Origin of the sequence: Spongiactinospora sp. 9N601, from assembly GCF_044326295.1 — a bacterium.
In the GTDB taxonomy this organism is placed as follows: Bacteria; Actinomycetota; Actinomycetes; order Streptosporangiales; family Streptosporangiaceae; genus Spongiactinospora; species Spongiactinospora gelatinilytica.
Genome location: NZ_JBIRBB010000007.1, coordinates 172,914 through 196,398, shown reverse-complemented (window position 1 = coordinate 196,398; position 23,485 = coordinate 172,914). Strand labels below are relative to the sequence as shown.

Below are 23,485 nucleotides of genomic sequence, written 5' to 3'. Positions count from 1 at the left end.
CTACGCGGATCCATCACCGGGGGCGGGGCGGAGGAGGCCGGCGGTGGTGAGCCGGGCGGCGAGGTCGTCGGTGAAGGGGTCGGGGGCGGCGTCGCCGTCGAGGAGGCGGGCCAGGGCCGTGCCGGCCCGGGCCGAGACGCGGACCACGCGGAACGTGGTCGTGTCGACCAGTACGCCGCAGAACGGCAGCGTGCCGAACACGATCCCATCGGCCAGGCGGACGTTCATCGCACGAAACCTCGCAACCATTGCTCGATGACGCACAGGCGGGCCAGGGGCTCGCCCATCCGGTGGACGGTCCGCGGGTCGAGGCGGTCGGCGAAGCCGGGTTCGACGATGCCGTGCTCGACGAGCATCGAGTCCTGGCCCAGCAGCTTGGCCGCGAGCGCCGCGTTGTGGTGGGCGTAGGTGGCCGGGATGGCGTCGATCCTGGCCTGCCGCATGCGGACCGCGACCCGGTGCGGGATGCCCCGCCCCGCGTACGCGTGCCGCAGCAGGAACTTGTCCACGTGCGCGCCGTGCCCCACGGCCAGCTTGTACTCCGGCGGCACCGCCGCCAGGTACTCCACCACGTCCCGGTCGGCGAACGGCGTGAACAGGAAGGTCTCGCGCGGACGCAGGTCGTTCAGGTAGCCGGTGTGGACGTGCGGGAAGTTCACCGCCTCCTTGACGAAGAGTTGTGCGGTGCCGGACGGACGCCGCCGCCGTACTCCCGCACCGTGGAACTCCTCCTCCTGCCGCCGGATCAGCCGCGCGGACTCGCCCACCGAGTCGGCGATCCGCTCCTGCGCCGCCCTGGTCAGGCCGACGTGGTGGTAAAGGATCTCCGGGTTGGGCAGCGCGGCGGCCGGGTCGCCACTGACCAGGCCGCGCAGGAACGCCACCGGCCCCGAGGAGAACGACGAGGACAGCGTCTCGCCCAGCACCTGCCACACCGGCCGCCCGGCGGCCAGCGGGTTCAGCGTGGACCAGCCCAGGCTGTCCCACAGCCCCCGGTGCCAGTCGTGCATGAACACCTGGTCGGACATGAGCCCGGTCAGCACGAACCGCGCGCCCCTGGCATGGGCCTCGGCGGCGGTGACGGCGTAGGCGGGCAGCGGTACGTGCGTACGCGGCAGCGAACGGTCGTCGGGGCCCTTGAGGTAGTCGCCGCCGGGCACGGTGTGCCGTCCCATGTCGTACTCCTGGAAGGCGATCCCGCTGTGCGCGGCCACCTCCCGCGCCGACTCGGCGTCCTGGGCGAAGCCGGGGAACCCGGAAAGGGTGAAGTGGAAGCCCAGCACGTCGGCGCAGTGGCGGGCGGCCTCGCAGGCCACCACGGCCGAGTCGGTGCCGCCGCTGAGCATCAGCACGGCGCTGTCCGCGCCGGCGAGCACGCGTTCGCAGGCCGCCGAGAGCCGGTCGCGCAGGCCGTCCGCGGCGTCTTCCAGGCTCGCGGGCGGCTCCTGGCCGAGGCGGAAGTCGTCGAACGCCGACACCACGGGCCGCTGCCCGGACAGCCGCAGCCGGTGCCCGGCGGGCAGCCGGTGGACGCCGCGGAACCAGGAGCGCTCGTGCGGGAAGCCGCGTTCGGCGATGAGCATCGGGACCAGGCCGAGTTCGACGTCGCCGAGGCCGGGCGCACGGCCGGGCAGCAGGTCGAGTGGGTCGGTGGACCACGACAGCGCCCCGTCGCGGAGCGTCCAGAACAGCGGGACCATGGCGCTCAGCCCCCGGTAGAGGCTCAGCTCCCCCTCGCCCAGGTGAGCGAGCGCGAAGTCACCGCGCAACCGCCGTACCGCGCGGTCGCCCTCCTGGTCGATGGCCCGCTGGAGGCGGCCGAGCGGCGAGCCGTCGCGGCCCGGCGCGTGGCCGATCCAACCGGCCATCGCGGTACGGCCTGCCGGCCGCTCGACGGCCAGCGGACCGGTGTCGTCGTGCAACGGCCCCTGTGTCAGCTCGCCCCCGCCGGAGTACGGCACGGGCACGCTGCCCCGCATGGCGAACGACGAGACGATCACGGCGCACCCACCGTCCTCGGCAGCCTGAGCAGTTCGGCGAACTGCATCGGCCGGCCCGCGTCCGCCTGGTCGGTGATGGCACGCTCGCCGATGACGGTCCAGGCGTGCAGTTCGTCGGGGTCGTCCAGCTTCTCGATCACCGGGTAGCCGATCGCGACATGGGCCTGGAAGCCGAGCACCCGCAGGCCCGCGCACAGCGCGAGCGATTCGTGCAGGCACAGCGGCGTTCCGGTGAGCGTCCGGCCGAGGCCGTGCAGCCGCCAGGCGGCCGACCGCGCGGCGAACACCACCTCCTCGCTCTCGCCCGCGCGGGGGTCGCGGTCCGGAGGGAGGGCGGGCATCGCCGGCAACGCCTCCGCCAGCCCGCCGCGCCGGAATCTCTCGCCGACCCGCAGGTAGGAGGGCGCGGCGCGGACGATCTCGGCGTCCGTGACGCGGATGCGCCGGGGGACCGGCCGGTCGGCGACGAGGAACTTCCGCAGCGCGCGAAGGGTCTCGGCACGTCGCCGGGAATGAACGGATCGGGGCAGCGCAAGCGACATGATCACCTCTGGAACGGGTAGACGGGCAGCGGCGTGGACGCGCCGGAAAGGCGCGCCCACGCCGTGATTCACCGTTCAGCTTGTCCTCCGGTCATTTCCGGAGGGCGGGCCGATCACAGCGAGTCGTAGTCACCGATAATGGTGTCCTGAGTCGGACCAACCGGACCCATCGTGAGCTCGTCGAGCGTGCCGATGAACTCGACCTCCATGTTCTCCTTCATCGCTTTCACCTCCTCTGCTCAAATGGCGGGGAACGTTAGGACCATTGCCTTTCCGGTGCGCGATCGAGCAGAACGTGGCACACGAAAGGCGGCACGGCGAAATGGGATTTCCCGCTCCCGGCGGCGATGCGGTTCATTTGGAGCCATCCGCGGGTACCAGGAGTCACCGCTCGTTTTGGAACTTAGCAATAGGGCCCCGCCGGGACAACCGTTCGGATTTGCCGACCGCGCCCGCCGGGGCCGCTTTTTGCGTGACAATCGGGATGTCAGAAGGTCTTGACAGGAGGAGATGCCGATGTCGAGGACACTGGCCCGGGGCATGCCGGCCGTGGTGCGCGTCCTGTTATCGGCGGACCAGCCGCCCGCCGCGCGGCGTCCAGGTCTTCGCGGCGCGTGCGCGTGGGCCGTCGTCCACGCCAACGAGTTGTGCGCGGTGGCGCTCACCATCACCGCCTACACCTACGCGCGGGACGCGCTGTCGTTCACGGTCTTCCCGGCCTCCCTGGTGTTCGTCACCTCGGTGGCGCTGGCCGCCGGCCAGGCCGCCCCGCTGGCGCTGCGCCGGTCCTACCCGCTGGGCGCCTGGACGGTGCTGATCACCACCTTTCTGGCCTGCTGCCTGCTGGAACAGGCGCTGGAGCTGGCCCCAGGACGGCTCAGCGCCACGGCGAACCTCGTCGGCCCGCTGGTCCTCTACCGCGTCGGGCTGACCCGCCCGCCGGGCCCGGTGCTGGCCGTCACGGGCGTCACGATGACGGCGTTCCTGGCCCTGCGGACGGAGCTGAATCCGGCCGGCGTGGTCCTGCTCATCGGGGTCGCGGCGCTGTTCGGCGGGCTGATGGCGGCGCGCGGCCGTACCGAGTCCGACCTCGCCCAGCACCGGCGGGCGCACGCGCTGCTGTCCGAGCGCGCCCGGATCGCCCGCGAGCTGCACGACGTCGTGGCCCACCACATGTCGATCGTCGCGGTGCAGGCCGAGACCGCCCCCTACCGGATCGACGGTCTCGCGCCGCGCGTCGCGGCGGAGTTCGAGTCGCTGGCCAAGGGCGCCCGGATGTGCCTGAGCGAGATGCGCCGGCTGCTCGGCGCGCTGCGCGACGAGAACACCGCCGCCGAGCTGACCCCCCAGCCGGGCCTCGCGGAGCTGGGCGAGCTGGCGGTCTCGGTACGCCGCACCGGCTCGCCCGTGGAGATCGACATCGACGACTCGGCGGGCGCGCTGCCGCCGGTCCACTCCCTGGTGGTCTACCGGATCGTGCAGGAGGCGTGGAGCAACGTCGTACGGCACGCGCCCGGGGCCCCGGTCCGCACCCGGGTGGAGCGCCGCGGCGGCGACGTGTACGTCGAGGTCGCCAACGGCCCGCCGCCGCGCCTGCCGGGACGCGTGCCCAGGCTGGACGGCTCGGCGCTGGGCCTGCGCGGCATCCGCGAACGCGCGCAGTTGCTCGGTGGCACGCTGCACGCGGGGCCGGTGGACGGCGGCGGGTTCGTGGTCAAGGCCACCCTGCCGGTGCGGGAGGCGGCCGGATGATCCGCGTGGTCATCGCCGACGACCAGGCCATGGTCCGCGAAGGGTTCGGGGCGCTGCTGGACCGGCAGCCCGACATGTCGGTGGTCGGGCACGCGGGCGACGGCGAGACCGCGATCGAGGTCTGCCGCAGGGAGCGGCCCGACGTCGTGCTGCTGGACGTCCGCATGCCGGTCATGGACGGCCTCCAGGCGGCGCGGGCGCTGCTGCACGGGGAGGTGCCGCCCCGGGTGATCATCCTGACCACCTTCGACCTGGACGACTACGTGTTCGAGGCGCTGCGCGCGGGCGCGAGCGGCTTCCTGCTCAAGGACGCCCGCGCGGACGACCTCGTGCAGGCGGTCCGGGTGGTGGTGGCGGGGGAGGCGCTGCTGGCCCCCACGGTGACCCGCCGGCTCATCGAGCGGTACCTGTTCCAGGAGCCCGCCCTGCCGCCCGCCACGTCGCCGCTGGACGCGCTGACGCCCCGGGAGATCGACGTGTTCGCCCTGATCGCCCGCGGGCTGTCCAACGCGGAGATCGCGGCCAGGCTCACCCTGGCCGAGGAGACGGTCAAGACCCATGTCGGGCGCATCCTGGCCAAACTGGGGCTGCGCGATCGGGTCCAGGCGGTGGTGCTCGCCTACGAGAGCGGCTTCGTCTCCCCGGGCCGGGGGTGATCCTGGCTCAGCGCGGGGCGTCGCGGCGTTCCAGCTCCGAGGCGAAGTTCTGGAGGGAGGCGGCGCACTTGCGGGCCGCGTCGGCCACCGTGGTCGCGCAGTGCGTCGGCACGTTGGCCGCGAGTTTGTCCCATTCGGCCGACTCCAGCGCGTGTACGTCCAGCAGGGTGAGCACCCGCCGCCCCATCTCGCTCTGCCGCAGCGCGGGGTCGCGTTTGAGGGTCTGGACGATCGGCCGCAGCTCGGCGTCGATCTCGTCGCGTACCGGCTCCCGGGGGGCGTGGGCGCGGGTGGGGGCGGCCCGGGGCGCGCCGCGCTGGCGGGGCGGCAGCGGGTCCTGGCCGTTGCGCACCCGTTCGCGTACGTCCTTGGCGGTGGACAGCGAGATCCCGGCCCTGGCGGCGATCTCGCGCAGCGAGGCCCCGGGCCGCTCGGCGAGCACCGCGCCCGCCCTCCTGCGCCCCGCGCCCGGATCGACCGCCCGGACCCTGCCGTCCCGGCCCACCCGGCCGTTCGAGTGTGGAACTTCCCCGGTCGAACGGCGCCGCAGCGCGGCCACGGTCTTGGCGGAGATGCCCGCCACCGAGGCGATGGCCCGGTCCGACCAGTGCCAGTGGGTCGTGATGATCCGCGCCGCGGCGGCGTTGCGGTCGGCCTGGCCGAGCGGCAGGCCGTGCGCGGAGTTCAGGCCGACGGAAAGGACGAACACGTCTTCCTGCGGCCCGTCGAAGAACACCGCCTCGATCTCCCGCTCGCCGCGCAGCGCGGCGGCCCTGAGCCGGTGCATGCCGTCGATCACCCGCATGGTCGGCCGGTGGACCACGATGGGGGGCAGCGGCGCGTCCTGGTCGGCGAGCAGCCGGACGTGCTCGGCGTCCTCTCCGCCGCTGCGCGGCGAGTCGGCCGCGCGCAGCGCGGCGATCGGCAGCCGGCGCGGCTCGGAAAAACGCTCGCCGATTATTCCGGATAACTGATTTCGGGAATTCGTCACGCGTGCCGGGGTTTCCGGGGGTGGAATTTGTGGTGACCTGGCCAACGAGTCTTTCGACATGTCTCCTCGCCTGTCGCGGAGGTAACGCAGTCGCTGTCGTTGTGCGGGTCGCGGGGTGTGACGCTGTGTGCGCGAAAGCTCACTGATATCGATGCTATGCCCGGGGCAGGAGTGGTGTCAACCGGGGTAATGGCGCCGCGCGGGTGAATTCTCCCCCCGGGGGGTGACGGAATAATCCGGTGGTCGTTCGCCGCTACGCCTGCTTGGTGGGCGCGGTCTGGAGTACCTCGACGATCGCGGCTTACGGTGGGTGGGAAATCGGACCCATTGGGAGGGCGAGATGAAAGAGGTTGCGGCGCGCGCGATCGATGGCGAGGCGTTCCGGGGTGCGCTCCAGTTGCACGCCGCGGGCGTGGTCGTGATCACCGCCGAGTCGGACGGCGTGCCCTTGGGCCTCACGGTGACCACGTTCACCTCCGCCAGCCTGAGCCCTCCCTTGGTGTCCTTCTACATCGACCGCGGGTCCGCCAGCGCGCCGGGACTGAGTTCGTCTGCGCATTTCGCGGCCAACATCCTCGCGGGCGGGCAGAGCGAGCTGGCCGCGCGGTTCTCCCGCAAGGGGGTGGACCGTTTCGCCGCGCCCACCAGGTGGCACCTCGGGCCGCGCGGAATACCGCTGCTGGACGACGTCTCCGCGCGGCTGATCTGCTCGCTGGACGCCGCGACCGAGATCGGCGACCACATTCTGCTGGTGGGTTTGGTGATGGACGTTTCGGTCGATCCGGAAAGCCGCCCGCTGGTGTACCACGGCCGCCGGTTCGGCGGTTTCCTCCCGCACCCGTCGCCGAACGGCACTTCCCGCCCCGCCGAGCAGAAGCCGGAGCAGAAAGTGGACTGAACATGGGCACCGAATCGGTCTGGTACGGGCCGATGGGGTGACAGAGGATGCGCGCGAATGAGAACCCGGTCCGCCGAACGGCGCGGTACCGGGGACGCCATCCTGGGGAGTGACAATTGAGAAGATCATTATGCGCGAGCCTGATCGCGAGCCTGATCGCCGGTTTGGGGATCGTGATCGCCGTGGCCACGCCCGCCCACGCCGAGCCACCGCCGCCCAAGCTTCCGGCGAACGCGAGCGCGGCGCAACTGAAGTTCCAGCCCGCGATGGACTACGACGGCGACGGCTGCTACCCGTCGGTGGCCATCGGACCCGACGGCACGCTGAACCCGGGGCTCAAGCCCTCCGGCGCCCTGGACGGCGCGTGTCATGACGAGTCGGACCTGACGAACGTCAACATGTACGCGCGGTCCCGCTGCAACACCAGCGGGTGGTGCGTCCACCTGTACGGACTGTACTTCCAGAAGGACCAGAAGGCCGCGGGGGCCGAGAGCGGGCACCGGCACGACTGGGAGCACATCGCGGTCTGGGTCAAGGACGGCGAGGTCAAGTACGTCGGGCCGTCCGCCCACGGCTACTACGACGCCCGGCCGGCCGATCAGGTCGAGTTCCTGGACGGCACCCACCCCAAGATCGTTTACCATAAGGACAAGGGGGAGACGCACGCGTTCCGCCTGGGCCGCCTGAACGAGAAGCCGGAGAACCACTGGGGCCGCTGGCTTCTGCCGGACCTGGTGAGCTGGAACGGCTACCCCTCCACCGCACTGCGCGACAGGCTGTCCGCGCACGGCTGGGGCGCGGCCACGTTCGCGCTGAAGGACAGCGCGTTCCCCGGCGACCTGAGGAAGGCCCACAAGCACAAGATCGAGCCGCCGCGCAACGCGCCCGTCTATCTCGACCTGCCCTTCGACTTCGACGTCGACAAGCACGAGCTGCCGTCCGGGATGCCGGATCCGAACACGCCGCCCGACGACGATGACGACGAGGAAAGGGAAGAGGAGAGGAAGGGGGCGGAGGAGCTGAAGAAGCGGGATCTGCGGGTCATGCCGCTGGGCGACTCCATCACCTACGGCATCGGCAGTTCCACCGAGTCCAGCTACCGCGCCGACCTGTGGAACAAGCTCGACGGCAAGACCAAGAGCATCGACTTCGTCGGCTCGATGCGGTCCGGGCGGCTGCCCGACCCCGACAACGAGGGCCATTCCGGCGCGATGATCAGCCAGATCGCGCACGCGGCCGACACCGCGGTCCCGCTGTGGCGGCCCAACGTCGTGCTGGTCCACGCCGGTACCAACGACATGGACCGCGGCGACGCGCGATCGGCGCCGGACGCGCTGAAGGTCCTGGTCGACCAGGTCTTCGAGGACGCCCCGACGGCGCTGATCGTGGTGGCCAACCTGGTGCCCTCCAAGGATCCCAGGGTCCAGGACAGGATCGACGCCTTCAACAAGGAGATCCCCGCGATCGTCCAGAAACGCGTCGGGATGGGCCGGATGATCGCGCTGGCCGACATGAGCAAGATGACGCCCGGCGACCTCGTGGACTCCCTGCACCCGAACGACAACGGATACCGCAAGATGGCCGACGCCTTCCACAAGGCCCTGCTCCGGGCGGCGGCCAAGGGCTGGATCAGCGACTCACCCGGCACGCCGCTGTGCAGCGACGCCCAGAAGCGCTGGACCCCGCGCGGGCAGATCGCCTCCGGCGTCGCGTACGGCGCGGACGAACGGATCACCTTCGCCGACATCGACGGTGACCGGCGGGACGACTACCTGGTGGTCAACGACAAGACCGGCGTGGTACGGGCGTGGATGAACGCGGGCGGCGACCGCGACGGCAGGCCGGGTTGGGTGGCGCGCGGGCAGATCGCCTCCGGAGTCGGGCACAGCGGTGAGGAGGTGATCGACTTCGCCGACATCGACGGTGACAAACGGGACGACTACCTGGTGGTCAACGCCAGGACGAAGGCCGTGCGCGCCTGGATGAACGCGGGCGGCGACCGGGACGGCAGGCCGGGCTGGGTGGCGCGCGGGCAGATCGCCTCCGGAGTCGCGGGCGAGTCCGGGCCCGTGTTCGCCGACATCAACGGCGACGGGCGGGACGACTACCTGGTCGTGACCAACGTCAACACCGGCGCGGTCAGCGCCTGGACCAACATCGGCGGCGACCGGGACGGCAAGCCGGGCTGGGTGGCGCGCGGGCAGATCGCCTCCGGCGTCCTCAAGCCGGGCGACGGGCTCCGCTTCGCCAACGTGGACTGCGACACCCGCGACGACTACGTGGTGACCAAGTACCCCAGTGGGGCCGCGACCGCCTGGCTGAACCGCGGCGGCGACCAGGACGGCAGGCCCGGCTGGGTGGCGCGCGGGCAGATCGCCTCGGGTGTCGGGATCGCGCAGGGCCAGGGCCTGGCCTTCGCCGACATCGACGGCGACCAGCGCGACGACTACCTGATCTGGGACCTGCGCACGGGCAGCGTCCAGGCATGGATCAACAACGGCGGCGACCCCGTCTGATCGGCCCTTCACAAGGACGCCTCGGCCCTCGGTGCGAAGCGCACCGAGGGCCGATTCGGTTATGGATCAGGGGTGGAAGGTGCGGAAGTAGTCGGCGGGGAGCTTGTTGAGCCAGGCGGTGACCTGGCCGTTGGAGGTCATGCGGACGAAGTCGGCCTTGCCGTCGCCGTTGATGTCCGGGAAGTGGACATCGAAGCGGGAGGTGCCGGAGTCCTCGGCGATCTTGCCGATGTCACGGAAGCGGGCGAAGAGTCCCTCGCGCTCGCTGATCCAGGCTCTGGCGCCGCCGCCGGGGGTGACCAGGATCCGGTCGTCAAGCTTGTCGCCGTTGATGTCGGCGTGCCTGATCTCGCGGTTCTCGCCGTTGTCAGCAAAGACGCGCATGGGCTCGAACCAGGCCAGCTCGCCGTTGTTCTGGAAGTTCTGGTTGATCCAGACGGTGGTGGTGCCGTCCGGCCGGATGATCAGATAATCGTCCCGGCCTCTGTTGGTGATATCCGCGAAGCGAACCTTCGACCCTGGCGGAGGTGCCAGCTTGCCTCCTGTTTTGCCCTCGTTGTAGACGTTGGCGTCGCCGTCGTAGGGGATGGCGCACATGCGTTCGCCCATCGGTTTGGACCAGTCCCACCGGTAGACCTTCATGGTGCCGTCCGTTTCGACGAAGGCGCAGTCGGGGTGCCCGTCGCCGTCCAGGTCGGGGAACCGCAGCTTGTCACCGTCGGCGCCGGCATGCGGCCGGAAAGGGTGCTCGCCTTCGGTGAACGGCTTCCAGTCTTGTCCGGAAGGACCGTTGTTCCAGTAGAACTGGAAGGAACCGTCCGCCTTGACCACCACCTGCTCGTCCTTGCGGTCCCGGTTGATGTCCGCCCACCAGAGCTTGACCGCGCCGGAGCGCACGTCGGGCTGGATGAGGCCGAGCGGCTCCCAGCTCGGGCCCAGCTTGCGCGGCTCATGCACCGGCCGACCCGGCCCGTGGAAGCTGTCGAAGTAATTGTCGGGCAGCTTGTTGAGCCAGGCGGAGATCCTGCCGTTGGAGGTGATGCGGGCGAAGTCGGCCTTGCCGTCGCCGTCGATGTCGGGGAAGTGGACGTCGTAGCGGGGGATGCCGGAGTCCTCGGCGATCTTGCCGATGTCGCGGTAGCGGCTGAATCCTCCCCGGGGGCCTTCGTTGATCCAGGCCCGGGCCCCACCGCCGGGGGTGACCAGGATCCGGTCGTCGCGGTTGTCGCCGTTGAGGTCGGCGTTCCTGATCTCGCTGGGCTCACCGCGGCTTGTGGCGACCCGGTTGAGCGGCTGCCAGTCCAGGTACGGCATGGTCCGGTCGGTCTTGAAGTCCTCGTTGAACCACGCGGTGGTGGTGCCGTCCGGTCTCATGATCAGGAAGTCGTCCCGGCCGCCGCCGGTGACGTCGGCGAAGCGGACTTTCACGCCCGCCGGGGGTGTCAGCTTGCCTCCTGTTTTGCCGTCGTTGTAGACATGCGGGTCGCCCACGAAGGGGACGGCGCACATGCGTTCGCCCATCGGTTTGGACCAGTCCCACCGGTAGACCGTCAGGGTGCCGTCCGATTGGACGAAGGCGCAGTCGGGGTGCCCGTCGCCGTCCAGGTCGGGGAAGAGCAGCTTGTCGCCGTCCGCTCCGGCGTGCGGTTTGAAGGGGTGTTTGCCCACCGTGAACGGCTTCCAGCCATTCCCGTCGGGGCCGTCGTTCCAGTAGAAGTCGAAGGAACCGTCCTTCTTGACCACGATCTGCTCGGCCTTGCGGTCCCGGTTGATGTCCGCCATCCACAGCTTGACCGCGCCGGGACGCCCCTCGGGCTGGATGACGCCGCGGCCCTCCCAGTACTGGCCCAGATCGGCCGGATCCTGTTCCGGATCGCCTCCGCCGTCGTCCCTGGACCCACAGGGGTTGGAGCCGGCATCCGGCGCCGGGGGATTGGGCCGCCGGATCCACCCTCGGTCCAACGCCTTCGCCGCAGCCTCGACGAACGCCTCGCCGATCTTCGCATAACCCTGGTCGTTGGGGTGGACGCCGTCAGAGCCGATGTCGGCGTCACCCAGCCGGGTGATGTCGGTGTACACCACCCGCAGGCCGCGCCCCACCAGCCGGTCCACCAGGCCGGGGATCTGGGCGGTGTACGCCTCGCCGCGCTCGTCGGTGGCGGCGTCGTGGTAGTGCTGGATTCCGGCCACCAGCACGGTGGTGCCGGGGGCGTCGCGGCTGATCTGTTCGATCAATGACTCAAGCCGCCCGATGGCGCCGCCCATCTCGTAGTTCTGGGTGACGTCGTTGCCGCCGGCGATCAACGTGATGACGTTGGGCTGGTAGGTCCTGACGGAGCACTCCGCCTTGCCGGCGATCTCGTGGATCCGAAATCCCCGCCACCCCTCCACGTCCCGGTCGGCCATGTTGCCGACCTTCACCGAGCCGACCCAGTCCACCAACGGGGTGGAGTCGTTGGGCCCCAAGGCGGCCTTGGCGTCCCTCTTGCCCACGGTCGCGGAACTCGCCGGCGAGTCTTCAAAGAGGAGCTGAAACCCCCGGTCGGCGACGTCCCGGTAGCCATTACCGTGTGAACTGCCCTGACCCCAGGTGGTGGACGACCCTAGACCCTGTACGCGGAACCTCACCCTCTCCGGCTTGGGGCACGAGAAGCGTTTCGCATCTGCGTTCGCCATCCAGTAGAGGGCGGACCCGAGGCAGTCGCTGAGGTGTCTCTGGCCGAACGCGTTCGGGTGGATGGACTCCGCCTTGTCGCCCGGCGTCGTGAGGCCGTTGACGAACCGGACATACTCTGCCACCCCCGGTGGCATCGGATTTTCCAGCGATTCGTCGGACCTCGCCTGCCGGACGAACTTCGAGCACAGCTCGTGATCGCCGAACGCGTCCTTCAGGTCGAGGAAGAACGCGCCCGCGTCATTGGCCGCCCCCTGCAGCATGTCTCCGATCTCTTTGATGGCCGTGTCGCGCGTCCACTTCACATCTTCGTCGTAGAAGGGGCAACCGCCCTTGGTGTACCGGTCATAGTGGTCGCCCGGATACCGCATCTCCTCGACGGGGGGCAATGGGGACGGGTAGGACTGGACGATGAGCCGGTAGCTGGTCTCGTCCTGTCCGGACTCGGCCATGGTGTCGCGAATGGCGGCCAGGACGTTGGAGACGGCCTGGCGCACACCGCCGAGCCGGCCCTTCAGCTTCGAATCGACCCCGTCACGACAGGCCCCCCGGGCCTCCATGAAGGCCCACACGCAGTCCTCCACGATGCCGGAGAACCCGAGGTCGTTGCCGCCGATGGACACCACGATCGTGTCCGCCTCGAACTCCTCGGCGAGGTCGGTGAGCTGCTCGATCTGCGGTTTCTCTCCCTTGAAGGACTCCGAGAGCAGGTGCTTGGTCTCGGCGCCCGAGCATGCGATGTTGAACCTGCGTTCTTTCGGTATTCCGGAGGGAATGCCCTTGATCTCCGCGACGTCCGAGCGATGACAGGCGTCGCTGCCGTCGCCGTTCTTCTCATAGACCTGTTTGCCGTCGGCGGCCCGGTCGGTGCCCCAGGAATCACCCCCCGAGGAGGTGTTGGCATTGCCCTGCCAGCGCCCTGCCTCGCCGGAGATGTAGCTGTCCCCCATCGAGACGGCCATGGTCGGCACGTTGCCGATGGGACAGGCCTCCTCGGCGGCTGCCCGCACCGCGTTCGCCGACGCCGGGGCCGGTGCCGGGTTGCCCACGCAGGTGCCGGAATTGTTAGTGGCCGGGCCGAAGAAGACCGGATAGTGATCGGAGCCGTTCATCGAGTTCGATCGACGGGCCTGGTAGTCCGTACCCGCGCCCTTGGCCACCATGTAATCGAGTTGGGCTCCGCCCTTGTAGGTCATCGCGCCTTGCGAAATGATGCGCTCGCCGGGACCGAGGTCCATGTCGACGCTCAATGCCTGCTGGCTTGATGAAAAGTTGGTCAGCGCGTCACCACTGAGGCCTTTCGTCGCTGTCCGCCAGGCGCTCCCATCTTCGGTGGGGTATCTGTTCCAGTCGCCCATCGCGGCCCAGTCGCCGGTGAAGTTGGGCTGCTCGTGCAGGGTGGAGATGTCCTCGACCAGCAGGTTCGCGTTGTTGTTGGCGCGTTTCGGTTGCGAGGTGGCGTGGATGGAGTAGTACCAGGCATTGTCCACCTTCACCCCCAGGGCGGGAAATGCCGTTCTGCCTTTCCGGTCATTCCGTATACTGACGACGTGTACGTCCGTGGCCACGTCGGCGACGTCCAAGGTGGTGACGATCGCGAGACTTCGATCGCTGCTGTGGGTCCGGATCACAAAGGCGGTTCCGCCGTTGCCGGGAAGCGTGTACTGCTCGACCCGCCATCGCTGCGGGGTCGAGGTCGTTCCGTCCGGCTTGAGGTAGGGCACGTCGTGATTCGTGGGAGTGAGGCCCAGGAACTTCTCATCGCGCACTTCCTGGAGGGCGGCGACGGCGACATTGTTGTCACGCATCAGACCGGGCACCTTGCGTGCGTTGTCCCCGTTAAACTGCACGTTCCAGGTCATCGCGACCTGTGCGATGGCCGCCTGGGCGGACGGCGCGGTCGGTACGATGACGAGCAGTCCGGCGACCAGCGTCAAGGCCAGTAGGTCGGCCGCTCGGCGTCGCCATCGTCCTAATAATCGAGACATTTGTCCCTTCCCGGGTAACGCGTTATGACAGCGTGGTTCTGGACTGACGATGACGACGGGGGAATCGCCCAGGCGCCGGCCCATGAAGCGGGCACGGGCGCAGAGCATGCCGGGAATGGGTAGGGTAGCGACGGGCTCCGCGCTGGAAGTGGGTCGCCGGGGCGTTCTGTCGGGCATCGCCGGCGGTCGGAGTGTTCGCGATCACCCTGCCGCTGATCGCAGCGTAATTCGGCCGGTATCCAGACGACAGTCCATTTTTTATCCACTTATGCCGGGATGCCGTTATCGCCTCGTGACAACAGAAGGCCGCGGCCGGTTTCCGGTCGCGGCCTTACAAGAACTTCCTCGATGACAGGGATCACTGGGATTCCTGCATGGGGTAGATGCGCAGCCAGTCCACCTCCATCCAGGCGTCGCCGCGGTCCTTGCCGTCGGGGAACCAGTCGAGCTGGAGGCAGGCCGCCATCGGGCTCTGCGTGGAGTTGGCGGAGCGGAACCACTCCTGGCCGTCGATGTACCCGACCACGCCGTTGGGCGTGTTCTCGACCGCGTACGTGTGGTAGGCGGTCATGTCGAGTTCGCCGCTGACGCCCTCCTTGCCGCCATCAGGGGTCTTCATGAACAGGTTCGGGCGCTGCCGTTCCGGGTCGTCGATGACCTCCAGGAAGGCGATCTCCTCGCCGGTCGCGCTGTCCACCCCGCCACCGCCCTGCTGCGGCCACAGCAGCGCCACTGGATGGTAGGAACCCGCGCCCGCATAGAGCCGGATTCTGGCCTCCCAGCGGCCGTGGGACTGGACGTAGCGGGTGGCGAGCCCCGCCGTGGTGCCCTTGGCGGTGCCGTACAGGTAGAGCGCGCCGTCCCCGATGAACGCCTGGCCCGGGGAACGCCGGCCCTTGCCCGCGTGGCCCGCCGAGTCGTAGATGAACCAGTTCTCGCGGTCGAGCTGGGACTCGAAGTCCTCGCACCAGATGGGCGCGCCCCAGTCGGGGTTCGCGCCCTCCGGGGTGGCGGTGCAGTCCGCCCGCCGTACGGAGGTGTCGCCCCGGGCGGCCGGGAGGCCGCCCAGGACGAGGGTGACCGCCAGGCCGGCGAAGGCGGCCCGCAGCACCGTACCGGCGATCACGACGGCGGGTCCTGGGTGCGGGCGCACTGCGAGGAGATGCTGAACGTCCAGCACCCGGCCGGGCGCGGCGGCACCGGGGCCGACGCGGTGCCGTTGGATGCGGACGTGCCCCGCGATCCGTCACCGGACCGGGCGGCGGGTGCCGCGAGCGGGGGAGCGAACGCCCAGCGCGGCGCGTTCGCGGCCTCGGCCTGCTGCTTGGGCAGGGCCAGCGGCGAACCGGACGAGTCGCCCAGGCCGGACGAGCCGCCCTGGTCGGTCCCGTTGGTGGTACGGCCGCGCCAGGGCGCGAGGCTCCAGCAGTTCGCGTCCTTGAACGGCACGCACGCGCCCTGCGGGCGGGCCGGCTTGGCCAGCGGCGGCAGCGGGAGCACCGGCCTGGTCTGCCGGTTCTTCTGCTGCGGGGCCGCGAGCTGCCGTGAGTCCGGCTGCTTGACGGGCGGCGCGTCGCCCACCTCACCCGTCGGCGACGGCCGGGGGGCCGGGGGCTTTGCCGGCTCCTTCGTCGGGGGCTTCGTCGGGGCCTTCGTCGGCTCCTTGGCGGGCGGCTTGGCCGGCTCCTTGGGCGGTTCCTGCGTGGGCTTCTGGGTGGGCTTGGGCTTGTCCGTCGGCCGCGGCTTGTCGGTGGGCTTGGGCTTGTCGGTGGGCTTGCCGGGCTTGGTGGGGTCCGGCTTGGGGTCGCGGTCCGGCTTCTTGGTGGGCTGCTGCGTCGGGCCCGGGTTGGGCTGGGCCGACACCGACGGGACCGGCTCCTTGTCCTTGTCCTTGTCCTTGTCCGGGTCCGGCTTGTCGTTCTCGGTCTGCTCCGGCTTGGGCTGCGGGTTCGGCTGCTGCCGCTGCCGGGGGGCCTTGCGCTCGGGCGTGGCGTCCGGGTCGGGCGCGGCCTCCTCCGGCGTCTCCTCCGGGGCGGGCTCGCCGTCGTCGGTCGCTTCGGGCTCGGGTTCGGGCTCTGGTTCCGGCTTGGGTTTGGGCTCCGGCTTCGGCTCGGGCCTGCGCTCCTCGATCGGCGGCGGCATCTTCTCCACGTCGATCGGGTCGTTCGGCGGAGGTTCGCCCGGTATCAAGGAGGCCGCGGCCTCCGGTACCGGCTGCGCCATGGCGACCCACGGATGGGTGATCACCGCGCCCGTGGTCGCCGAAAGCCCGGTCAGGACGAGCCCGGAGACCAGGGTGACGCGCTTTGAGGGACTGCGTTGGGCCATATAGCGTCCTCCTCGATCTGCGGATTCAGTGCGGTTCATTGGGTTCCGGCGATGGGCTTCCAGCCCGCCGCGCGGAACTCGGGGGTGCCGGGGGCGGCGACCTTCGGCACGACGACCTGCTGCGGATCAGGGATGTTGACCCAGTCACCGCGGGCCCCGCCGCGTGCGTCCGGCCGCCAGGCCATGAGCAGACTCATGGCATAGGGGCTTGAGTAGGCCGGGGTGTCCACCCCGGCGTCCTTCGTGGCGGTCACCTGTACCAGCACGGAGACCTCCACCTGGTCCGCGGCGCGCGAACGCCACTGAACGCCGATCGTCGTGGTGCGCAGGCCCGCGCCGGGCGGCAGTTCGCCCTCCTCGGGCAGCCCGAGCGTCTTGCGCCAGTCGCGTACCACCGCCGCCGCCCCGGCTCGGGCGGCCTCCTGCTGGTCCGGCGGCGCGTACAGGACCGCGGCCTGCTCGGCCTGGTCCGGGTCGAGGGTCCAGGCCGCCTCCAGCGCGGCGGCGGCGGCCGAGGCCGCGCCGAGTTCGGTCTTGGGGAAGCCGATCGGGTAACCGCCCTCGCCGTGGTACCCGGACGGCTTCGCCAGCGTGATGCCCACCGGCTCGGTCCGTGCCGTCGCCGCCTGGGTAGGGGCCCCGTCGGACCGGAACAGGAGCCACACCACGACCCCCGCCGCCACGGCCGCGACCAGGGCGATGAGCACCCAGCGCAGCGTGTGCCGGGGCGGCCCCAGCCCCCAGTCCAGTACCGGATCTTCGGAGATCTTCACTAATGGCCCCGGCTCGCCTTGGAGAAGCCCAGTCCCACCGCTGCCGACAGACGCAGGTACGCGGCTCTGGTCGCCGGGCGCAGCCGTACCAGATCGACCTCCGCGCCCTCCTTCAGGTGCGGGTCGTACGGCACGCGGATCACCGCGCGGCAGCGTGAGGTGAAGTGGCGCTCCAGCAACTCGATGTCCACGTCGGTCTTGCGCTCCACCGCGTTCAGCACCACGATCGCGTTCTTGACCAGGTCGGCGTGCCCGTGCGCGGTCAGCCAGTCGAGCGTGGCCGCCGCCGAACTGGCGCCGTCCACCGCGACCATGGTGACCAGTACGACCTGGTCGGCGAGTTCGAGGGTCGCGCCCATCGCGCCGTGCAGCAGGCCGGTGCCGCAGTCGGTGATGCAGATCGAGTAGTAGCGCTCGATCAGCTTGGTGACCGTACGGTAGTCCTCGGCGTTGAACGCCTCGCTGACCGCCGGGTCGGCGTCGGAGGCCAGCACCTCCAGCCGGGCCGCCGACTGCGAGGTGAACGCGCGGGCGTCGGCGTAGCGGGCGATGTGCGGGGCCTCGGCGAGGAAGGTCCGGATGGTCGCGGCGGTCTCGGACTTGACCTTGAGGCCGAGCGTGCCCCGGTCCGGGTTGGCGTCGATGGCGATCACCCGGTCGCCGCGCAGCGAGGCCAGCGTGTTGCCGAGCGCGGCGGTGGTCGTGGTCTTGCCGACCCCGCCCTTCAGGCTCATCACCGCGATCCGGTGGTGGCCGCTGGCCACCGGGATCTGCGCCTGCCCGATCAGCGTACGACGCTCCAGCTCGGCCGCCGACTCCGCGGGGTTGATCCGCCCGCCGGACAACCTCCACAGAATCCGCCGCCACCCGCCGGCCGGTTCCGGCTGCCGGTTGGTGAGCAGGTGCTCGGCGGTGAGCGGCACGGACTCGGGGATCGGTTCCTGCGATGCGGCCGCGGATTTGGCCGAGCGGATCGGGGGGGAGGGCTCCGTCATGTCGCGTCCTTTCGCGGAGTCTTACCGGTTCGGAGGTCTGTGGGGGTGCGGGGGCGGGCGGGCCGCGCCGGTCAGCAGGTGCGCCACCGCACCGGGGTGGTGATCGAGTCGTCGTCTCCCTGGACGGTCAGCGGAGCGGTCATCGGCGTGGCCGCGCCGCACCAGTTGCGGACGCGCAGCGCGCGCAGCGAGATCACCGCCCGCTGGCCTGCCCGCAGGGTGCCGCTGGACGGAGTGGCCAGCAGGCCGGGCGCGGTCACCTCCCACTTGACGGCGCGGCCACGGGAGAGGGAGATCGCGATGCTGCCGCGGCCGTAGTCGTCCAGGGCCACCGAGCGCGGCACGGTGAGCCGCGCGGCCAGCCGGGAGCCGCCGTCGGCGCGGGACTCCACGGTGGGGACGGCCGCCGTGGCGGTGCTCGTGGGGACCGTTGTCGGGGCCTTCTCCGGCGGTGTCGCGGGGGCTGTCTCCGGCGCTGTTTCCGGTGTCGCCGGGGGTACGGGGGCGGTGCTGGCGCCGAGGCCGGGGTCGGTGGTGATCTGGGTGGCCGCGTTCTGCTGGGTGGCGGTCCCGCCAGGGGTGAGCAGGCTCATCCCGAAGATCACTCCGGCCGCGCCGGCGACCAGGATGATCGACAGCTTGATCATGGTGGTGGGGACGCGGGGGCGGGTGCGCAGCCCGGCGGTCTTCTGCCCGAAGATGGTCAGGCCGGGGGGCTCGTTGCGCGCGCCCGTCCGGTGCTGGCCCTTGCCCGTCCCGGTACCGAAGCCCGCGCCCGGCCCCAAGCCCGTCCCCGGCATGGTGGCCTCGGGATCGGCGGCCACGGGGGCGTGCAGCATCAGCGGGGGATGCGGGGACTTGGTGGTCTTGGGGCGCTTGGCGGACTTGGGGGGTTTGGGGCCGCGGACCGCGCGCATCGGGGCGGTGGGCAGCGGCGGGATCTCCCGCTCGGGGCGCTTCGGGGGCTCGGGGCTGGGCTGCTGCTTGCCGGCGGCGGCCTGCTTCTCCTCGTCGGCCGTACCGGTCCTGGCCAGCACGCCGCGTGCCCACGCCTGGGAGCGCAGGGCGTCGTACAGGGGGGTGTCCAGCGCGGACGCGCCTGTGGCGGGCAGGCCGGAGGCGGGCGGTGAGGTCAGGCCGGGCTGGGTGGTGTCCGGCACAGTCGTTTCCGGCTCGGTCATTTCCGGCTCAGTGGTGTCCGGCTCAGTGGTGTCCGGCTCGGGCTGTGGGTCGAACTGGACGGTCTGTTCCGCGGGGGATTCGTCGGGCCGGGCCGGCTCTTCGGCGGTGGGCTCCTCGCGTTCGGCTGTTTCGGCGACCGGGGCGACCGGGGCGGGCAGCGGCGCGGCCGTCGAGATCGGCATGGTCAGCGGCTCCGGCGGGAGCGGCAGGGAGTCCAGGATGCGCTGCCTGGTACCGGCCGGGAGCGGTGGCACCGGCGGATGGCAGATCATCTGCGGCACCGTGTAGCGGATGTTGATCGGCCGCTTGCACACCGGGCACGTCATCATGTGCGTGACCAGGGTCATCCGCGCCTCGTTGAACTCCTCAGGGCTGCGCGGCCCCTGCATGATGGACGGCGCGTCGTAGGAGTCGCCGAACAGCCCTCCGGGGAACAACGCGTCGGCCAGCGGCGCGAGCGCCGGGCAGGCGGCCCGGCCGTGGGCGAGCGCGTCCAGGCCGCTGACCAGGGTCTCGATCATGTCCTGGGTGCGGGTGGCGACCTTGGTGATCTCCGTCGCGGGCACGCCGAGTACGTGCGCCAGGTCGTCCGCGCCCAGTTCGTGTCGGTACATCAGGCGCAGCGCCTCGGTGCCGAGCGGGTCGGCGAGCGTCCAGGCGCGTTCGACCAGCCGCCCGTCCGGCATGCCCGGCGCACCGCCCGACTCATACCTTTTGATTTGACCCGCGTGGTCCGCGCCGCTCGCCCCGGGCCCGCCGTACATGCACGCCTTGCGGAGTACGGCCAGCAGCCTGCCGCGCGCCGACACGCCGCTCTGGCGGGCCGCCGGGTCCTTGTACGGCTCGGCCCTGGTCAGGCAGATCGTCAGCGTGGTGATCACCGCTGTCACCGCGCGCCCTGCGTCGAGGTGGTGCCCGGCATAGTCGAGCAGGTGGGCACCGTGATCGCGTACCCACGACGGGCCTGGACCGAGGGCCACCCTGCCCGCGCCGGTCGGCGTGCTCATGACCCGCCGGATCCGGTCGGGCCTCGCTCGACCTGGTCGGGGGCGGGTGCGTTGAGATCGGGCCCGGTGAGGTCGGGGGCCGGGGCGGGTTCGGGCGCGGGGTCGTCGCCGGGCGGCGAGTCGCCCTGCTCGGACTCCGGGTCCTGGACCACGACGGTCAGGTCGCGTTCGGTCAGGCCGGTGAACTTCGTCCAGTTGCTCACCTCGCCGGCCTCCGGCTCGACCAGCAGCCAGCGGACGAACGCCGGCAGGCTGCACGAGTCATGCCGGATTCGTGCCCGCGTGTCCTCCTCGGGGTATTCGCGGCAGGTCGGGGTGCCGGGCGGGGCGATCGTGAGGTCCCAGAAACCGTTCTCGTCGGTGTACTTCATCGACCCGTCCAGGCCGAGCGCCTCATAGGCCCGCCGCATCAGCGCGGGGTCCCGCAGCACGGGCAGGTCTTCGGGGTCGAGCCGCTGGACGAAGGGGTCCTTGGGGCCGGGGTTCGGCGGCACCGAGTCCGGGAACGTCTCGTCGGCGGACGGCGACGGCGTCGCGGTACGGGTGCGCGTCGGGGTGGCCGTCGGTTTCTTGGTGGGGGTCGGGCGGCAGCGCGTCGGCGTGGGACTCGGCGTGGCGCTCGGGGTCGCGGTGGAGCCGGAACTGGGGCTGGGGGTCACCGTCACGGTGATGGTCGGCGACGGCTGGGACGGGTCGTCGTATTCGTAGTCGTCCTCGTACTCGTACTCGTAGGGCGGCTCCTGGCCTTCCGCGTCGAAGGTCACCACGGGGAACGGCGCCGCGCACGGCGTCGGCGTGCCCGTGGGGGACGTGGTGGGCGTCAGGGTCACGGTCACGGTCGGGCGCGGGGGCCGGGTGGGGCGCACCGTCAGGGTCGGCACGACGGTCCGCGTGCGGGTCGGCGTGGCGGTCGGCTTCCTGGTGGGCGTCCGCGTCGGGGTCGCCGTCGGTTTCCGCGTGGGGGTCGCCGTGGGCTTCCGCGTGGGTGTGGCGGTCGGTTTCCGGGTGGGCGTCGCGGTCGGTTTCCGGGTCGGGGTCGCCGTGGGCTTCCGGGTCGGCGTACGGGTGGGCTTGGTGGTCGGGCAGGGGGTGGCCCGGGGCGAGGCGGCGGACCTGGAGTCCGGGACCGCCGGAGTCAGCATCACCCCGTTGGGCGCGCGCTTCGGCGAGCAGTCCCCGCCCGAGGGCGTCGCGATCGGGCTGGGCAGCGGTACGGGGGTGGAGTTGCCCGGTCGTAACCGCTCCGCCGCCGCGTCCACCACGACCGGCAGCGGCGTGCAGCCGTCGTCGGCCCTCCCGCTCCGGCCGCCTTGGCCGCCCTCGCCGCCGGGTCTGGCGGCGATCACCCGCCCGTCGGTCGTGGTGGTCAGGCAGACCCGTAAGCCGTTTCGGCGGCGCTTTTCGGACGGCCCCGGGGCCTCCGAACGCTCAGCCGGATCCTGGGCCGAGTCCCCGGCCGTTTCAGACGACTCGGGCAGCACGGACGGCTCCGGGTCGGACGGCTCGAAGGTCAGCCCCGGGTCCTCCTGCTCGTCCAGATGGTACGTGCCCGCCGCCAGCTTGATCCCGCCGTCGCCCGCCGTACGGCCGGCGATGACGCTGCCCACCCCGGCGCCCACGCCGAACACACCGATCGCGACGGCCACGGTGATCGTCGTCGCGCGGGAGGTTCCCATCGTCGTGCCTCCTGTGTCTTGGACGTCAGGCGTCGCGGCTCTCCGAGATGGCAACCCCTTGTATTGCGCGTCTATCGGAAATGACCGGGGCCGGACCGCGCCGGGTAACGTTCCACGGCTCGCGGTCAGGGCAATGTCCGGGCATGGCGGCATGCCGACGTGGCTGCCGCGCGCGCGTGCCATAGAAATCCTGTGCACACCGAGACATAAAACTAGATATTAGACTGACGGTTATCTCTTGGGAAGGTAAGGAAACCGATGAATAAGTCATCTACTGTGGCAGGAATATAAATATTCCGAAAGCCGGGTATCGGCTAGCCGAAACCCCGAAGTGCCCATCTGACCAGCACTTTCACTCCCGGCGCGCACTGTCCGCCCCAAACCTGTCCTGCCGTGAGCGCATCGCCGGCGGGAGGCCGCCGCGCACCGGGGGCCGGGGCCACGGCCGGGCCGTGCCGAGTGTTCGCCTGCCGTTCTCCTGCGCGGGACAGGCCGTTCTTCCGTCCGGAGGGTCGTTCTCCCGGGGGGACGCGCGCCAAGCTCACGTCATGAAACGGCGGGCGGCGAGAAGGCGTGCTCTCCTCGCCGCACCTGATTTGTCAAGCCCCGTAGTTGCGTTCGGGAAATACCGGTTGGTTATCGTTGCGGCCCGATAGCCTGGATAGGCCGGATAGGTAGGAGTCCAGCGCGGCCAGCGTGCCGGGCCAGGCGAGGGCGAAGCCCGCCCGGGTGTCCTCGTCGATCTCGCCGATCACCCGGTGCTCGACGGTGACGCTCGTCGTCTCACCGTCCGGGGTGAGGATCATCCGCCACTGCCCGGCCACCGGCCCGCGTACGCCCATCGACCCGTCCAGCACCAGCTCGCGGCCCGGACTCAACGCGCTCACCACGCCCCACAGGGTGCCCGGCCCGTCATCGAGCGTGCGCCCTTCGGCGGTGGTGCCCAGCCGGCCGCCGAGGCGCGGCTCGAAGGCCAGCCGTTCGCCCTCCGGCCAGGTGCGCGGCCACCAGTCCGCGAGGTCGAGCAGCGCGCCCCAGGTGCGCTCGGCCCCGGCCTTGACGGTGTGCTCGGCCCGGACGTCCAGCCCGTACTCCACACGCGCTCCCATGCTCGGCTCCGGTCCTTCCACTGCCCCGGCCGTCTCCCCCGGGTGCGCCGTCATGCCGGCCAGCGGCCGGACCCAGCGCTCGTACGCCACCCGCAGCGGGACGGGGTTGAGGTGGTTGAGCCGTTCCCGGCCACGCCGCTCGATGGTGATCAGACCGGCGTCGGCCAGTACGCCCAGATGCTTCATCACGGCGAACCGCGTCGTGGGAAAGACCGCCGCCAGCGCCCCGGTGCTGCGCGCGCCGCCGCGCAGCACATCGAGGATCGCCCGCCGCGTGGGGTCGGCGAGCGCGCGCCAGATCGGTTCTTCGTCGGGAACCACTCTCGGACTCATATGTGACTTCCTGGTCACTTGTGAAGGTGATGTCGATCGCGAGCATGACAATGGGACGGGGCCGG

The 23,485-nt window shown here is 70.8% G+C and carries 16 protein-coding genes; 4 read left to right on the top strand and 12 right to left on the bottom strand.

Translation table 11 applies throughout. The features are described 5' to 3' along the window. The 3 genes from adfB to ACH34R_RS18275 are packed head-to-tail and all read right to left on the bottom strand — an operon-like array spanning window position 1 to window position 2,542. Window positions 1–228: an actinodefensin-associated protein B gene (gene adfB / locus ACH34R_RS18285; RefSeq protein WP_397562623.1), complete on the bottom strand. Its 228-nt coding sequence runs from the start codon at window positions 226–228 to the stop codon at window positions 1–3. After that, window positions 225–2,000, bottom strand: a complete 1,776-nt coding sequence (locus ACH34R_RS18280) for an asparagine synthase-related protein (RefSeq protein WP_397562622.1) — start codon at window positions 1,998–2,000, stop codon at window positions 225–227. Before ACH34R_RS18280 ends, adfB begins: the two co-directional genes overlap by 4 nt. After that, the gene (locus ACH34R_RS18275; protein WP_111171477.1) at window positions 1,997–2,542 is read right to left on the bottom strand and encodes a lasso peptide biosynthesis protein; all 546 of its coding nucleotides are present in this window, start codon (window positions 2,540–2,542) and stop codon (window positions 1,997–1,999) included. The genes ACH34R_RS18280 and ACH34R_RS18275 overlap by 4 nt, the downstream gene beginning before the upstream one ends. A gap of 516 nt (window positions 2,543–3,058) precedes the next feature. On the opposite strand from ACH34R_RS18275, the gene ACH34R_RS18270 reads away from it, so the two are divergent. Together ACH34R_RS18270 and ACH34R_RS18265 are read left to right on the top strand one after the other, a co-directional pair. Then, complete coding sequence (locus ACH34R_RS18270; RefSeq protein ID WP_397562621.1) at window positions 3,059–4,294, top strand: sensor histidine kinase; 1,236 nt, start codon at window positions 3,059–3,061, stop codon at window positions 4,292–4,294. Further along, window positions 4,291–4,950 carry a response regulator gene (locus tag ACH34R_RS18265; protein WP_397562620.1) on the top strand — a complete coding sequence of 220 codons (660 nt, stop codon included), beginning with the start codon at window positions 4,291–4,293 and terminating at the stop codon, window positions 4,948–4,950. Before ACH34R_RS18270 ends, ACH34R_RS18265 begins: the two co-directional genes overlap by 4 nt. A 7-nt stretch (window positions 4,951–4,957) precedes the next feature. Here the strand turns inward: ACH34R_RS18265 and ACH34R_RS18260 are convergent, their stop codons facing one another. Further along, the gene (locus ACH34R_RS18260; protein ID WP_397562619.1) at window positions 4,958–5,941 is read right to left on the bottom strand and encodes a ParB/RepB/Spo0J family partition protein; all 984 of its coding nucleotides are present in this window, start codon (window positions 5,939–5,941) and stop codon (window positions 4,958–4,960) included. A 340-nt stretch (window positions 5,942–6,281) separates the two neighbouring features. On the opposite strand from ACH34R_RS18260, the gene ACH34R_RS18255 reads away from it, so the two are divergent. Beyond that, entirely contained in the window at window positions 6,282–6,839 is a 558-nt protein-coding gene (locus ACH34R_RS18255; protein ID WP_397562618.1) for a flavin reductase family protein, read from the top strand. 116 nt (window positions 6,840–6,955) lie between these two features. After that, window positions 6,956–9,355 (top strand): NPP1 family protein, encoded by a 2,400-nt coding sequence (locus ACH34R_RS18250; protein ID WP_397562617.1) that lies wholly within the window; start codon window positions 6,956–6,958, stop codon window positions 9,353–9,355. A gap of 66 nt (window positions 9,356–9,421) precedes the next feature. On the opposite strand, the gene ACH34R_RS18245 is transcribed toward ACH34R_RS18250, so the two are convergent. The 8 genes from ACH34R_RS18245 to ACH34R_RS18210 all read right to left on the bottom strand — a co-directional run bounded on the left by ACH34R_RS18245 (window position 9,422) and on the right by ACH34R_RS18210 (window position 23,420). Then, window positions 9,422–14,125, bottom strand: coding sequence for an FG-GAP-like repeat-containing protein (locus ACH34R_RS18245; RefSeq protein ID WP_397562616.1), 4,704 nt, complete (start codon window positions 14,123–14,125; stop codon window positions 9,422–9,424). A 250-nt stretch (window positions 14,126–14,375) separates the two neighbouring features. Then, window positions 14,376–15,143 (bottom strand): glycoside hydrolase family 16 protein, encoded by a 768-nt coding sequence (locus tag ACH34R_RS18240; RefSeq protein ID WP_397562615.1) that lies wholly within the window; start codon window positions 15,141–15,143, stop codon window positions 14,376–14,378. Further along, window positions 15,140–16,345 (bottom strand): hypothetical protein, encoded by a 1,206-nt coding sequence (locus tag ACH34R_RS18235; protein WP_397562614.1) that lies wholly within the window; start codon window positions 16,343–16,345, stop codon window positions 15,140–15,142. Before ACH34R_RS18235 ends, ACH34R_RS18240 begins: the two co-directional genes overlap by 4 nt. A gap of 35 nt (window positions 16,346–16,380) precedes the next feature. Continuing rightward, window positions 16,381–17,118, bottom strand: a complete 738-nt coding sequence (locus ACH34R_RS18230; RefSeq protein WP_397562613.1) for a hypothetical protein — start codon at window positions 17,116–17,118, stop codon at window positions 16,381–16,383. Continuing rightward, a complete protein-coding gene (locus ACH34R_RS18225) occupies window positions 17,118–18,113 on the bottom strand; it encodes a MinD/ParA family protein (RefSeq protein ID WP_111172061.1) in 996 nt (331 codons plus the stop codon). Before ACH34R_RS18225 ends, ACH34R_RS18230 begins: the two co-directional genes overlap by 1 nt. Window positions 18,114–18,184: 71 nt before the next feature. After that, entirely contained in the window at window positions 18,185–20,302 is a 2,118-nt protein-coding gene (locus ACH34R_RS18220) for a hypothetical protein (RefSeq protein WP_397562612.1), read from the bottom strand. Continuing rightward, window positions 20,299–21,978, bottom strand: a complete 1,680-nt coding sequence (locus ACH34R_RS18215; protein WP_397562611.1) for a hypothetical protein — start codon at window positions 21,976–21,978, stop codon at window positions 20,299–20,301. The genes ACH34R_RS18220 and ACH34R_RS18215 overlap by 4 nt, the downstream gene beginning before the upstream one ends. Before the next feature lie 599 nt (window positions 21,979–22,577). Beyond that, a complete protein-coding gene (locus tag ACH34R_RS18210) occupies window positions 22,578–23,420 on the bottom strand; it encodes a helix-turn-helix domain-containing protein (RefSeq protein WP_397562610.1) in 843 nt (280 codons plus the stop codon). Window positions 23,421–23,485 lie beyond the last annotated feature (65 nt).